The following is a 14,036-nucleotide window of genomic DNA, read 5'->3' on the forward strand; positions in this document are numbered from 1 at the left end:
ACAAGGGGTCACTCATGTATTTTAACGGGTTCACTTTACTTTATGTTTTTAAGCATGAATTGAGCAGGTCCTTTTGAAAATAAAGAAAAGACACCTTATAAGGTGTCTTCCTTCGATTTGAAACATTTTAAGTTTAATAATCTAGGGTCTCGCCACTGACCTATTAGACTGAAATTTTATAGTGTTTCTGAACAAAATTTTGTGCTAATTTTGAATCATTAAGTTGATGGGGATCCTTTTACGTTTTATCATTTTTAAAAAAATCCTTCATTATCTTAGCGTCTTTAACGTTCAATGTCACACCTTCTACTTTATCTTTCTTTTCATCTTTAGCTATCGTAATTTGCTCCTTATTATCAACCCACACAAGAAATTCTTCTTTTGAGTCATCTTTATATGTAACGGTTATAGTAGAATGTGCAGATGCTCTCTTTTTTTGATCTAATGTGATTGTTTTCGTTGTTCCTTTTTGGACTGCTGAAGCGATTGATTGTATCATTTCCTGGTTATCTGTTTGAGATTTGGAACTAGTATTACTTGTTGTTCTAAGTAATTCAATGTTTGTAATGTCTGCGGAGTTGAATGGAATGGCATTTTGTACATGTTCTTGCTTAGTTTTTGGAGTATTATTTGTAGTAGAAGTGCTTGTACAACCAATTAAAGTAAAAGATAGAACACTTAGAGCACATATGTAAGTGATTTTTTTCATTTTATCCCCTCCTCTAGTTTAATTATAACAATATTCTGTTAGTTTAGGTGGTTATTGTAAAAGGAAGGTGAAATAATATTTCACCCTTACAAAATTGTCACATTCATGTAAGGTAATTCAATAGATTAGATACTTTTTCCATGTCATAATAAAGACATAAGAAAGCACATTAAAAACTACAACTTATTAGGAGAGTGTCAGTCATGATTGTAACAACAACGTCTGGAATCCAAGGTAAAGAAATTATTGAGTATATTGATATTGTAAATGGTGAAGCTATTATGGGTGCAAATATTGTTCGTGATTTATTTGCTTCAGTTCGTGATGTTGTCGGTGGCCGTGCTGGTTCTTATGAAAGCAAGCTAAAAGAAGCTCGTGATATCGCGATGGATGAAATGAAAGAACTTGCAAAACAAAAAGGTGCGAACGCTATCGTTGGTATTGACGTAGATTATGAAGTTGTTCGTGATGGAATGTTAATGGTTGCTGTAAGTGGTACAGCTGTACGTATATAATTAAATAAAAAACAGGCTCACCCCTTGAAGCGTATGCTTTGAGGGGTTTTTTTTGTTTTCAAGTAGTAGAAGTAAAAAGAATGAGCTTGATCCTTTAGGAAAAAGCTCATTCTTTTTATTTAAGCTATAAGATCTTTTGCTTCTACTTTCTTTTTGTTCATGACTAAAGTTAAAATGAACAAAATTAAGCTTAAAAGTGCCATTATAATAAAAACTTGCGTATAACCATCAAAATAATCACGAGCGATTCCTGCTAAGACAGGAATGAATCCGCCCATAATATATCCTCCTGACTGCATCATAGCAGTCCATGCACTCGCATCTGCTGAAGTTTTTGTTTCATATAGCGGTAGCATGAGAGCGAGTGGGAATACGCCGCCGAGCCCGATACCTAGTAAAATAGAAGGGATCCATGGTGTAGTTAGTGGGTAAATCATAAGCGATAAACCTACGAGTACGAAGCATATACTCCCTAATAACCAAAGTGCTCGGTTTTTATAAATATCCGCTAATGTTGGAATTAAAAAGCTACATATCATTTGAATAACTGTAAATACAGTTATGAGAGTACCAGCTTGTTCGCTACTGACGCCCATATTTTGATTTGCGGGCGCAAGCCAAGTTGTAATGGAGTAAAAGATTCCTGATTGTAGTCCGAAAAAGATTGTGAACAACCATGCTTTTTTATTTCTTAAAGGTAAACTATTATTCTTTTTATCTTGTGTACTTGTATTCTTTTTTCGTTTCATAACCGGATACCAAAATATAATAGCGATAATAGTAAGTACACCCCAAAAAGCGAGTGCCATATTCCAAGATCCTTTTAATACATGTTGTAAAGGAATCGTTAATCCTGCACTTAAAGAAGCACCAGTTCCCATGCCTACTGAATATATTCCAATCATTAAGCCGATTTTCGTAGGGAATTTTTCTTTAATAAAACCTGATAGTAACGGACCTGCAAGTGCAATTCCAATGCCGATAAATAAAGAGCTCGCGAATAATGTGGAAATGGAAGAGGTAAAAGCCCTCATACATGTAGCAAAGCCAATTAAAATAAGACAAGCCATAATTGCTTTTTCTGCCCCATATTTTTTAATGACCTTCCCAGTCAGTAAGGCGAATGTCCCCATACAAAAAACAGGAATGGCTGTTAAGAAACTAACGGAAAAATTGCTTATATTTAAGTCTTGTCGGATTGTTTCTAATAAAGGTGAAATAGATGTAATTCCGATACGTAAATTAATGGAAACAAAAAATAGTGCTAGTATATACAAATAAGTTCGTACTTGATGTTTCAATTTGATTTTCTCCTCTCTTAAACATCAGATGTTATTGAGTATATCATCTGATGTTTAAGTGCAATATATAAGGAGCTTATTTCAGCTCCAAATTTTGAACGGCGTATGTTCGAGCCTCTTCGGCACTTTGTTTTAAAATAGCTTGGAATAACTTTTCATGAATTTCAGAGTTATCTTCATAGTTCGCTGTATTTAATATTAATTGGCTTAAAATGTGGCGAAGGGAAGGTACGAAAGATTGATACAAATCAAGTAGAACTTCATTTTTACTTGCCTTTGCAATTGCTAGATGAAATTGAATATCTGCATCTATGTATGCTACATAATTTCCTTCTTGAAGGGCATTTTTTCTTTTATTCAAATGTCCTTTTAAGTATAAAAGATCCTCTTCACTTCGGCGCTGTGCCGCTAACATCGCTACTTCTTTATCTAACATATTTCTTGCTTCATACACATGATTAATATTAGCTGCTTGCAATCGTTTTTCAAATGAATCTTGTGTTGTATTTAGTGAGACAATACGAGTACCTTGTCCTTGTCGAACTTCTAATATGCCAGCATGTACTAATATCTTTATGCTTTCTCGCAGCGTCGAACGCCCTACACCTAACTCTTCCATTAATTGCGGCTCTGTAGGGAGGCGATCACCAACTTCATACTCGCCAGAAAAGATTTTTTCTTGTAAACGTTCCAACACTTCATCGACTAATTTCCGTCGAGAAACTTTTGAAAAAGATTTCTTTTCGTTTATATTCATCTGCTCATCTCCTGTTATATTCGCTTTTATGATAACCAATTTAAGTTCGGTTGACAATGTTATTTTTTAGGTAGTTGAAGCGGGAGGGGATAACGATGATGAATAAATGAAAGGACAGCACATATTTTATCCCGCTATTTGTGGGAGTCGGGCTGCCCGTAAACGCTCGATTGGTGCGGGCTGATTAAAGTTTCACTTTATATGACTCATATGTACTGTCCTCGCTTATTCCACAATCGCGTCTGTTTCTCGATTATGAAAAATCTTTGCCTGTCTTGCTATAAATTTCATAAGCAAAAAAGCCAAATAAATAGCCTATTCCAGCTCCTAAACCAACTGTAAACAGTGAATAATCCGGGAAAAATATGTCGACAATTATACCGATTAAACACCCTAAAAGCATTCCCATTGGTATTAAACTATCTAATAAAACTTGAGCGTTTTTTGATTTTTTCTTACCTAAGTTACCGTTGTTATATTTATGTTTAAGCCTTCCAATCACATATACTACAATTCCTCCGACTATTACAACAGGCGCAATTACCGTAATTAACCACATGTAGAATCTCCTTTCGCCTTTCAATAGAATTATACCAGATACTTACAATTATGTGCTCCTAAACGTATTATCTAATCTATTTAAAAGGTCGATCAAAAAGACTTCTTCAATTGTATTTAATAACTCGTCAAAAACACTTTCCCTTTTGTTTTTTCAGCAGACTGCACAACATCAACCGCCGTTTTCACATCTACTAAGTCATATGTGGAATGTACTGTCATGAAACGTAATTGTTTATCTTCTACTAAGCGGATTATGTGACGAAATGTTTCTTTCCATTTATATGCTGACACGTCACTATTCCAATGTCGTAAATGAAATATATTCGCGTGCACTTTTGCTTTCGTGACAATCTCTGACCAGTTAACTTGTATTCCTGATAGAAGACCGATAGTTAAAAAATGTCCATTTGGACGTAAGGAGAAAGCTAATTCATTTCCATCCGGTCCCCCGATAGAATCAATCGCAGCATCTGCACCGATTCCGTTTGTTAATTCCATAACTGTTTCATAAAGCGGGGTAGTGGAAGTATCTATTACATGATGGGCACCAAGCTGAAGTAATTCTTCTGTATGTTTACTATTTCTAGTTACTGCAATTAATCGGAAGTTTAAAATTTGTGATAATTGAACAAAAAGGTGTCCAATAGCGGATCCACAAGCGTTCACTAATAAAACATCATTCTGTTTTAAGTTTAGCGTTTCTGTACACGTAACCCACGCTGTAAGGGGATTAATATACATTTGTGCCGCTGTGAAATCATCAATGGAATCAGGAATAGGGACTATAAAATCAGCTGATGTTTTCACATATTCTTGCCAAGTACCTTCTCCGCGTAAAGGTAAAACACGTTTACCGATAAGGTCTCTAGAAACAAAAGCTCCTACATTTTCTATAATACCAACACCTTCATAACCAGGTATGTTAGGTAAAGGGATTCTATGTGCATACGCTCCGGTTATTGGAATTAAGTCAGATGGATTAATCGGTCTAACTAGCATACGAACTAAAACTTCATTATCTTTTAATGGTTCTATATTTTTATATTCAACCTGTAACACATCTTTCGGATTGCCAAACTCATGAAATTGAATGCATTTTCCAAGCAAAATAATTGTTCCCCCTTAGTGTGATTAGATTAATTATAGCATTTTTGGTTGGACTGATTATTCCATTAACACTAAATAAAAGGGAACAGAAAGTCGTCGTTTATACATCTGATAAAATCGTAGAAAATGGTATTGCTGTGTTTGAAAAATTTAATGAAAAATAGGCTCGGCCCTTGGAGTTTATGCTTTGAGGGGATTTTTATTGTGCAAATTTCAAAAAGATACATTAATTATGTAGCATTGTATGGATTGTAAAATCGATTTCCTGAATAAGTTATTAGGTACATAGTAATATAATAAAAAGACGCCCTTGTGAGCGTCTTTTTCCAACTTGAGATAGATGAATCATTATTGTTCTGCTAAGGTACATAATTCTCGTTTAAAGCTTGCTCACACAAATGATCTGTGTATCAATTTTTTTGATATACAGATCATTTGTATGATAATTCTTATAGATAATTGCTGAATAATAATTTTACATAAATGCTTTTAAAAGTTCTTGAACCAATGGAATTACTCCACCTACAAATTTTAAAACTGCCATTGCGATTTCCATATGATTGCCTCCTTTTTTAAATAGTAAGATGTAATAAATCTTTCTAACCTCATTATAGTAAGCGCTTACAAAAACATCAATGCATTTCGATATGCAATATTTCATATTTGTATTCGGTAATGAGGATAAAGAGGAATCAGTAACCTATCAAAATATAAGTCGTATCTTGTATAGTATAATGTAATGGTGGAGGTCGGATATGAAAAAAATAAATTCAAATATAGATTTGGATACAAATGTATTGGAAGCGGTATTTATTCCAAGAAGGTTTATTATTTTATGGATTACCCTCGTATATATAGCTTCAATGCTTTTAGAATTTCGTAATAATATTTTCTCTATGGATAGTTTCTTTTTTACAATAGTCATTGTTATTCATACTATTTTTCATTGGTATGCGAGTTCATTAAAGAATAGGCAATTGTTGTACTTCTTTTTTATACAACTCTTCATTGTGTTTTTGGCTGCATTTATTGCAACAAATGCTTCGATAGCGATTTTTGTTGGATTAACTCCTATTTTAATTGCCCAAAGTTTATATGTTTATCACAATATATTTAAAGTAATGGCAGTTTTTACTCTCATGTATGCAATATTTTGTGCTGCAATTAGTATTAATTATGGTGTGAATAAAGTAGCTATTCTTCTCTCTATGTTCCTTCTAGTATTAGCAATTATTGTTCCTTTTTCTTATATTAATAAGCAGCAATTTGATGCGCGTAATCGTATACAGAGTTATATTCAAGAGTTAGAGTCTGCATATATGAGATTGGAAGAATTGACATTAGCTAATGAAAGGCAGCGAATGGCAAGAGATTTACATGATACGTTAGCACAAGGTTTAGCAAGCTTAATTATGCAATTGGAAGCAATAGATGCCCATATGCAAAAAGGGAATACAGGACGATCTCAAGAGATTATGAAACAAACTATGATAAGAGCGAGACAAACTTTACATGATGCAAGGTTGGTTATTGATGATTTGCGTCATACTACCAATTCATTTAATGAAGCAGTAGAGGAAGAGGTTCAACGTTTTTCTGAGGCTACGTCTATACAGGTGAGATTTACTATTCAAAGCCCCCCGCATATTTCAAGCTTAGTAAAGGAGCACTGTTTATATGTAATTAGTGAATGTTTAACGAATATCGCAAAACATTCGCAGGCAACAGATGTAAATTTAAAAGTTGAATATCTCGATGATCTTGAAAAACTTACTATTGAAGTTGAAGATAATGGAATTGGTTTTGACACTGGATATATCGGTAAGAATCCTGGACATTATGGTTTGATTGGCTTAAATGAGCGTGTTCGATTGATTAAGGGAGAAATACATATATTGAGTGAAAAGATGAAGGGTACGAAAGTGTATATTCAAGTGCCTATAAATAAAGAAGGAGATAGCCATGAAGTATAACGTATTAATTGTGGATGATCATTTCGTTGTAAGAGAAGGTCTGAAATTAATAATAGAAACGAGTGATTCATTTCAAATTATAGGTGAGGCTGCAAATGGAGAAGAAGCCCTGTCTTTCATAGAGAAAAAGGAACCTGATGTCATTTTAATGGATTTAAATATGCCTAAAATGAGTGGCTTAGAAACAATTGAGGCTTTGAATAAAAAACAAAACCATACGCCGATTATCATATTAACTACTTATAACGAAGATGAATTAATGTTAAAGGGAATTGAGTTAGGGGCAAAAGGATATTTGCTAAAAGATACGGATCGTGAGAATTTGTTTCGAACATTGGAAGCGGCTATTCGAGGTGAGATTTTACTACAACCAGATATTATGGAAAAGATAGTGAAGTATAAAAGGAAAGAAGTACATGCTGATAAGGGTGAAGGGAACAACTTAACAGAAAAAGAATTGTTTGTTTTGAAAGCTATTGCGCGCGGATATAAAAATAAAGAAATTGCATTTGATATGGGGATAGCTGAGCGAACGGTAAAAGCGTATTTAACAAATATATACAATAAACTAGGTGTTAATTCACGGTCAGAAGCAGTAGCTGTATCTATTGAAAGGAAATTAATTCACTTTTAAAACATTATATATGCCCAATCGTACATTATAGGCTTGCCCTTTTGTACGATTTTTTTATTTCTTTCTCATGTTATGCTTCAGAAAGTATGAGAGATCTAAGAACAGTACAATTACAGACGTTTCTAATGTAGGAAAGGAAGAAGAAAAATTAAATGGCAACTTTGTTTTTAATTTCGGTAGTAATTTTCTTTATTTGGATGCAAAGCAAACAAAGAAAATTAAACTGGATAGATATGATAACTTTTCTAATGATGATAGGGATTATTACTTATACGGCGCCGCAACCAATGACTAGGGATTTACAAGCAGAGTTACTGGCAGTTACGCTTTTTTCTTTCGCAATTGGTGTTTGGCAAGGTGGGGGAAGTACAGTCTGTTATGAGGATGGAATTTTATATATTACAAATGGAAAACAGTATTCCATTTCATGGATTCTCTTAATAATTGGCAACATAATTATTATTAATATATTTGAAGGTGGATTTACATTTAATGGACCGTGGTTTCTTTTGTGTAGTGTTGTCATTGCATCTGGGCTAAAAAACTGTATTATATGTGTTCTGTACAAATTAACAGTGCGAAATTGACTGGAAAATCAAAGCTGTTTTCTTTTATCCCAACATAGAACGTATTGCTGTAAATTCATTCAAAGATTGCAGTTGATAAGAAATGGGGGAGTTAACACAGATGTTTCTACCTATTACTACATTTTATAGGTTTAGTTGGCTGGGGAGTTTTGCTTTCTCTTCAGAAAAGGTTAGCAGGAATCGAGCGTTTTCGAGGGCCGAAGAACTAAATGCTAATTTGTATGAAAAGAAATGTATAGATTCAGTTAGTAATATTCATGAGAAAATAACGATAGATGTTGTGAAATATGGTGATAATTATGTATCGGGCCATGCGGAACCTTATGCAACAATTGTCATAACGAGCGGCGATATGCTTGTTGGAAGTGGACGGGTTAATGAGTATGGAGAATTTAAAATATATACGAATAATCATCTGGAAGAGTATTTGATAATAAAAGTTCAGTTGATATTAGATGGTTTTTATCAAGAGAGTATAATAGTAAAGGTAGATTGTTAATTTATAATGATTCCAGTTTTTATTTAGTAAATAAAATTAAAAGGAAGCAACAAATTGTTGCTTCCTTCTTCTATCAAGCCGAAGCTTTCTTCATTCTCTCAAGTAAGCTAGATAAAATATGCGTACGATAAGATTCTAGTTTTTTACCTTCGTAAGTACGAATACCTAATTTTTTTAGTTCTTTTACATACCAACCTTTGCTTCCGAAATACATGTGATCGCTCCCCTTCAACTTTTTTTATTTGTCCTGATTGTACTTGGAGGTACGGGTAATATAATGAAGGAAATGAATTTCGCGCGAAAATGGTTAACTTTGTTGCAAAAGACATATATACTAAAGGTAGTATACAACGAGGTGGGCAAGACGTGATTATAGAGAAGCACGAAATTCAAATTGACCAAATTACGAGCGGTAAAGTGAATATCTTTACTTTCTATCGAAATAGAAAGCAAGTTGACGATTACTTTTTACAATTGCAAGAACCATCGCTTACAGCAAACTACTACTTCCATTTTCATTTTGATGCAGAGAGCTTACATCTTCTGCAGGAAGAGTTTCCGAGCGTATATCCGTACGGCGGTAGTGAAACGATTCACGACTGGACGGAAAAGATGAAGAAAGAATTGCAACATCAGATCCAAACAGGAAAATGGAATAAGCGCGTACGTATCGGTAATCGCATTCTAGATGTGGTGTTTACGTGGTGTGACGAAGATATAGTAGAGTGAAAAAGAAGCGGATGACGCTTCTTTTTTTAGCGCTGGAATAAAACGAGCTTGCCTGCAGTAGATGTGCAGCGATGCGTTTTTTCATGCAATCCTTTTTCTCGTAAAATAGATTCGCCTTTTGATTTCGCTTCTACTTCAGTTGCCGCCTCGAATGATTCGTCTAATGCTTTTGAACCATCTTTTTCAAAGACTGTTAGAACGTATACTCCCATGAAAATTCCCTCCAATAATTAAAATCAGAATCTTATAACTATTTTGTCATAAATCACTAGAATATGCAAAGAAATATATGACATTGCGTGTTACAATAAGGTGAAACTTTAATAAGCAGGGGAGTTTTTTCATCCCCTGCTTATTATTAGTTGAACTAATCGGGGAGACTTTTTATCTCCGACGATTATTAGTTTTTAGCAATTTTAATGCTGATAAAATGAAACTTTTGAAACATAGAAAGGATCGTTATTTGTGAAACAACTGAAGTTTATACATGCGGCTGATTTGCATTTGGATAGTCCGTTTAAAGGGATGGAAATGAATGTAGCACAGTCTGTTTGGGAGAGAATGAAGCAAAGTACGTTTGAATCATTCGAGCGTATTGTTGATAAAGCAATTCAAGAGCGCGTTGATTTCGTATTACTAGCCGGGGATTTGTATGATGCGGAGACAAGAAGTTTGAGGGCGCAAGTGTTTGTGCGTGAGCAAATGAAGAGACTTGCGCAGTACGATATTCCCGTTTTTATTATTCATGGTAACCACGATCATTTAGGGGGAAGCTGGGCGGCAATTGAGTTTCCGGAAAATGTTCATGTGTTTACGGAGCCTTATGTAGAAGAGAAGTCGTTTTATAAAAATGGTGAGCTGTTAGCTTCTATTTACGGTTTTAGTTATTTGCAGCAAGCGGTAACGGATAATATGACAGCGCAATATACGAAAATGAGTGATGCGCCTTTTCATATTGGAATGCTTCACGGAAGTGTGGAAGGGGATGCGGAGCATAATCGCTATGCACCGTTTCAAATTCGTGAGCTGAAGGAAAAACAGTTTGATTATTGGGCTCTTGGTCATATACATAAACGTGAAATTCTATCGGAGGAGCCATGCATGGTTTATCCAGGTAATATACAAGGGCGCCATCGTAAGGAAACAGGGGAAAAGGGTGCGTACCTTATTGAACTCACGAAACAAGGATCGCATTGTTCGTTTTTCCATACGGCAGATGTTGTATGGGATGAGATTGAAGTTAGTATCGATGGACTTGAAACTGTTGATGATCTTATGACGAGCGCGTCAAGTGCGATGAATGAGTGCCGAAGAGAAGAGGAAGGCACGCTTTTAACTGTCGTATTTACAGGACAGGGGCCACTTTCTCCTTATTTACGCGAAGACAAGCGCGTGGAAGAGATTTTTCATATTTTAGCAGCGGGAGAAGAGCGAAAAGACTTTGTGTATGCGATGAAGTGGAAAAACGAGACGGTTTCTTTTGCGGAAATTGAACGTTTGAAAGAAGAAAATCATTTCGTCGGTAGTGTGCTAAAGGAGTTAGAAGCTTTCACAAATATGGACGGAGTGTTGCGCACGATCTGGACATCTCCTGTAGCACGTAATAGTATTGAAGCTTTTACGGAAGAAGAGAAGAAAGAGATTCAAAAGGAAGCGGAAAATATTATTTTAGAGCAATTATTCCAGCAAGAGAGGGATAAAAAATGAGAATTGAAAAACTCCATATTTATGGCTATGGAAAACTAGAAAATGTGGAAATGGATCTTTCATTGCTGACGGTGTTGTACGGTGAAAATGAAGCGGGGAAATCGACAATTCGCTCATTTATGAAAAGTATTCTGTTCGGTTTTCCGACGAGAGGCCAGCGCCGTTATGAGCCGAAAGAAGGCGGGAAGTACGGCGGTGCGGTCACTGTGCAAACAGAGAAGTACGGCCGTTTGAAAATTGAACGATTGCCAAAGACGGCAGCTGGTGAGGTGACCGTTTATTTTGAAGACGGGAAAACGGGCGGCGAAGATATTTTAAACGATATATTAAGCGGCATGAATGAAAGCTTATTTGATTCAGTCTTTTCATTTGATATGCATGGCCTGCAAAATATTCATCAGCTCGGTGAAGCGGATATTGGTAATTATTTATTTTCGGCCAGCGCAGTCGGAAGTGATGCGTTATTGCAGTTAGATAAAAAATTAGAAAAAGAAATGAATCAGCGTTTTAAGCCGAGTGGTCGTAATCCTGAAATTAACGTGTCACTGCAAGAGATGAAGAAAATTGAAGAGAAGATGAAAGAGTGGCAAGGGAAGATTGGCACGTATGAAAAACAGGTCGAGCAGTTAAAAGAAAGTGAAGAGAAACTTGCTTCTGTTCGTGCGGAAAAAGAGAGTGCCGAAAAGCGAAAGCAAGATTATGAAATATTAGCAGCGCTTGAGCCTCTCGTTATTGAAAAGGGTGCGCACGAGAAATTGTTAGAAAACGAAAACGGGCAGTTTCCTGTAAACGGGATGGTGCGCTATGAGGCGGTAAAGGCAAAGATAGAACCGCTGCAAGTACAAGTAGATTCACTTCAAAAAAAGATAGAAACAGTCCAATCAGAAATTGATTCCATAGAAATAGATGAAGCACTTTTGCAAAAAGAAAGTTACGTAGAAGAACTTCGTATGCAGCATATGTCTTATGAAAATGCACGCCAAGAAATGCGTGATATGACGGGAAGTATTGCGAATATAAAAGAAGAAATTGTAGAACTAGAGCAACAAATTGGCACTACTTTTGAACAAGAGACTGTTCTTTCATTTGATATAAGTTTAGCGACGAAAGAATTAATTACACAAACGGTGCAAAAGGCGCGTGAATTAGAAACGCAAAAAGTGCAGCTTGATGACCGTTTTAAAACGGCTCAAGAGCAATTAGAAGAACAAGAAGAAAATATAAGACAAATCAGCCAGCAAATGTTAGCTGATGAAGAACGAAATACGTTAGTTGAGAAAGAAAAATCATTTCAAGATGCTGCATTTTTAGGTATGGGCGCAGAAAGAATGAAGCGCAAGTATGAGGAAAAAGCAGGAGCGGCTATGCAAAAGAAAAAACAGTGGCAAAGAGTTTGTCTTCTGTTACTTCTTATTAATACAGGCATTTTATTCACGAGTTTATTTATAGATAACCGTCCGCTCTTATTTATTAGTGTGATTGTTTTTGTAGGGATTGTCCTTGCTCTCGTTTTATATAAAGATCCTTCTGGTGGATTACAAGAAGAGCTTCTTACTCTTCAGCAAAGTGCTGGCGGAAGGCAAAGTGAAGAAGTGATGTCGGTTCGCTATCAGTTAGAAAAGGATGAAGAGATTCGAAAGTTATTTGAGCGAGAGTCTTATAAATTACAGCAAATGGAACGTGCTTATGATAAAGTCGTTTCATCGTATGAAGAATGGGAGAGAGAGACTTTCCGTACGGGAGAACAAGTAGATGCGTATAAAACGCGCTATATGTTCCCTGAATTTTATACGTATGCGCACATATTGCCAGCGTTTGAGCGTATTGAAAAAATGCAGTCATTATATCGTGATTTAGAGAAGCAAAGTAAGCGGAAATCTTCATTACATGAAATGATTTCGCACTTTGAACATAAACTAGAAACTGTTATCGGTAGTAAAGAGTATAGTAATTTGCATGAGGCGCAAAGTCGTATGCAAAATGAAAAAGAGAAGCGCCAAACTTGTAAGCAGCTGAAAGAGAAGCTGGCGGAATGGCAAGAAGAATATGAGTTCGTGCAAGGGCAATTAAAACAACTGCTAGTAGAACGAGATGGGTTATGGCGTATCGCAGAATCTACAGATGAAGAGATGTTTTTAGAAGTAGGAAAATTGGCAGAGAAACGTGAAGATGCAGATAAGCAAGTGGGGCGTTTATTACCTCAAATTGATCTTTTAGAACAGCGCTTAACGAGTTTGTCATTAGCTGAGCATTATGAGGCTGACGGTTATGATGAAAAATTAAAGCAAGAAATTACAGCCGCGCAAAACTGTCTTGCGAAAGAGAAAGAACTGACAGAACGTATTGCGAAGCATCGAATAGAAATTGCGAATTTAGAAGAAGGCAGTACGTATGGTGATTTGCTACATGAGTGGGAAATGAAAAAATCACAAGTGCGTGAACAAGTGAAGAAGTGGGCTGCATATGCGGCTGCAAAGACAGTATTAACGAAAACGAAGCAATATTATCATGAAGTGCATCTTCCGCGTATTTTACAAAAATCCGAAGAGTATTTCGTGTATTTAACAGGCGGAAGGTATAGTAAAATATTCTCACCGTCAGAGGCGGAACCTTTCATTGTCGAACGTAACGATGGTATGCGTTTTTACAGTCATGAACTAAGCCAAGCGACAGCGGAGCAGTTATATTTATCGTTACGATTTGCACTAGCGAAAACGTTTGAGCATGATTATCCATTTATTATTGACGATAGTTTCGTGCATTTTGATGCGGTAAGGACGAATCGAACGATTGAACTAATAAAGGAAATTGCGAAAGATAGACAAGTTATCTTCTTTACATGTCATGCGCATTTATTAACGTATTTTACAGAAAATGAGATTATAAAATTAACACGTAAGCGTAAAGAAAACGAGTTGTAGTGTGCTATACTAAAAGTAACTGATTTGGTGGAGGAA

16 protein-coding genes are annotated in these 14,036 nt (G+C 35.7%); 8 read left to right on the forward strand and 8 right to left on the reverse strand.

Going from position 1 to position 14,036, the window contains the following annotated elements; translation table 11 throughout:
- Nucleotides 1–238: 238 nt before the first annotated feature.
- Complete coding sequence (locus ACFWDE_RS22750; RefSeq protein ID WP_377894886.1) at nt 239–709, reverse strand: hypothetical protein; 471 nt, start codon at nt 707–709, stop codon at nt 239–241.
- 203 nt (nt 710–912) lie between these two features.
- On the opposite strand from ACFWDE_RS22750, the gene ACFWDE_RS22755 reads away from it, so the two are divergent.
- Nucleotides 913–1,224 (forward strand): YbjQ family protein, encoded by a 312-nt coding sequence (locus ACFWDE_RS22755; protein ID WP_000637510.1) that lies wholly within the window; start codon nt 913–915, stop codon nt 1,222–1,224.
- A 119-nt stretch (nt 1,225–1,343) separates the two neighbouring features.
- Here ACFWDE_RS22755 and ACFWDE_RS22760 read toward each other — a convergent pair whose 3' ends face one another.
- From ACFWDE_RS22760 to ACFWDE_RS22780, 5 genes are all read right to left on the reverse strand, one after another.
- A complete protein-coding gene (locus tag ACFWDE_RS22760) occupies nt 1,344–2,531 on the reverse strand; it encodes an MFS transporter (protein ID WP_377894916.1) in 1,188 nt (395 codons plus the stop codon).
- 70 nt (nt 2,532–2,601) lie between these two features.
- Nucleotides 2,602–3,282, reverse strand: coding sequence for a FadR/GntR family transcriptional regulator (locus ACFWDE_RS22765; protein ID WP_016094622.1), 681 nt, complete (start codon nt 3,280–3,282; stop codon nt 2,602–2,604).
- A gap of 253 nt (nt 3,283–3,535) precedes the next feature.
- The gene (locus tag ACFWDE_RS22770) at nt 3,536–3,841 is read right to left on the reverse strand and encodes a hypothetical protein (RefSeq protein ID WP_377894889.1); all 306 of its coding nucleotides are present in this window, start codon (nt 3,839–3,841) and stop codon (nt 3,536–3,538) included.
- Nucleotides 3,842–3,957: 116 nt separating this feature from the next.
- Nucleotides 3,958–4,950, reverse strand: a complete 993-nt coding sequence (locus ACFWDE_RS22775) for a zinc-dependent alcohol dehydrogenase family protein (RefSeq protein WP_377894891.1) — start codon at nt 4,948–4,950, stop codon at nt 3,958–3,960.
- 475 nt (nt 4,951–5,425) lie between these two features.
- Nucleotides 5,426–5,611 (reverse strand): hypothetical protein, encoded by a 186-nt coding sequence (locus ACFWDE_RS22780; RefSeq protein WP_002064086.1) that lies wholly within the window; start codon nt 5,609–5,611, stop codon nt 5,426–5,428.
- A gap of 94 nt (nt 5,612–5,705) precedes the next feature.
- Between ACFWDE_RS22780 and ACFWDE_RS22785 the strand changes: the two genes are divergently transcribed.
- The 4 genes from ACFWDE_RS22785 to ACFWDE_RS22800 all read left to right on the forward strand — a co-directional run bounded on the left by ACFWDE_RS22785 (nt 5,706) and on the right by ACFWDE_RS22800 (nt 8,643).
- On the forward strand, nt 5,706–6,923 hold the full coding sequence (locus tag ACFWDE_RS22785; RefSeq protein ID WP_002150131.1) for a sensor histidine kinase: 1,218 nt from the start codon (nt 5,706–5,708) through the stop codon (nt 6,921–6,923).
- Entirely contained in the window at nt 6,913–7,557 is a 645-nt protein-coding gene (locus tag ACFWDE_RS22790) for a response regulator (RefSeq protein WP_377894894.1), read from the forward strand. Before ACFWDE_RS22785 ends, ACFWDE_RS22790 begins: the two co-directional genes overlap by 11 nt.
- Nucleotides 7,558–7,709: 152 nt before the next feature.
- Nucleotides 7,710–8,144 carry a hypothetical protein gene (locus ACFWDE_RS22795; protein ID WP_377894896.1) on the forward strand — a complete coding sequence of 145 codons (435 nt, stop codon included), beginning with the start codon at nt 7,710–7,712 and terminating at the stop codon, nt 8,142–8,144.
- A gap of 100 nt (nt 8,145–8,244) precedes the next feature.
- Nucleotides 8,245–8,643: an Ig-like domain-containing protein gene (locus tag ACFWDE_RS22800; protein WP_002150126.1), complete on the forward strand. Its 399-nt coding sequence runs from the start codon at nt 8,245–8,247 to the stop codon at nt 8,641–8,643.
- 73 nt (nt 8,644–8,716) lie between these two features.
- Here ACFWDE_RS22800 and ACFWDE_RS22805 read toward each other — a convergent pair whose 3' ends face one another.
- Nucleotides 8,717–8,857: a YflJ family protein gene (locus ACFWDE_RS22805; protein ID WP_000273535.1), complete on the reverse strand. Its 141-nt coding sequence runs from the start codon at nt 8,855–8,857 to the stop codon at nt 8,717–8,719.
- Nucleotides 8,858–9,009: 152 nt separating this feature from the next.
- On the opposite strand from ACFWDE_RS22805, the gene ACFWDE_RS22810 reads away from it, so the two are divergent.
- Nucleotides 9,010–9,372 carry a hypothetical protein gene (locus tag ACFWDE_RS22810; RefSeq protein ID WP_377894898.1) on the forward strand — a complete coding sequence of 121 codons (363 nt, stop codon included), beginning with the start codon at nt 9,010–9,012 and terminating at the stop codon, nt 9,370–9,372.
- 26 nt (nt 9,373–9,398) lie between these two features.
- Here the strand turns inward: ACFWDE_RS22810 and ACFWDE_RS22815 are convergent, their stop codons facing one another.
- A complete protein-coding gene (locus tag ACFWDE_RS22815) occupies nt 9,399–9,584 on the reverse strand; it encodes a YhzD family protein (protein ID WP_377894900.1) in 186 nt (61 codons plus the stop codon).
- A gap of 253 nt (nt 9,585–9,837) precedes the next feature.
- Here ACFWDE_RS22815 and ACFWDE_RS22820 point away from each other — a divergent pair, with 253 nt between their 5' ends.
- Entirely contained in the window at nt 9,838–11,079 is a 1,242-nt protein-coding gene (locus ACFWDE_RS22820) for a metallophosphoesterase family protein (RefSeq protein WP_377894902.1), read from the forward strand.
- Nucleotides 11,076–14,000 carry an ATP-binding protein gene (locus ACFWDE_RS22825; RefSeq protein WP_377894903.1) on the forward strand — a complete coding sequence of 975 codons (2,925 nt, stop codon included), beginning with the start codon at nt 11,076–11,078 and terminating at the stop codon, nt 13,998–14,000. The genes ACFWDE_RS22820 and ACFWDE_RS22825 overlap by 4 nt, the downstream gene beginning before the upstream one ends.
- Nucleotides 14,001–14,036 lie beyond the last annotated feature (36 nt).

The organism is Bacillus sp. NPDC060175 (assembly GCF_042728695.1).
GTDB lineage: Bacteria > Bacillota > Bacilli > Bacillales > Bacillaceae_G > Bacillus_A.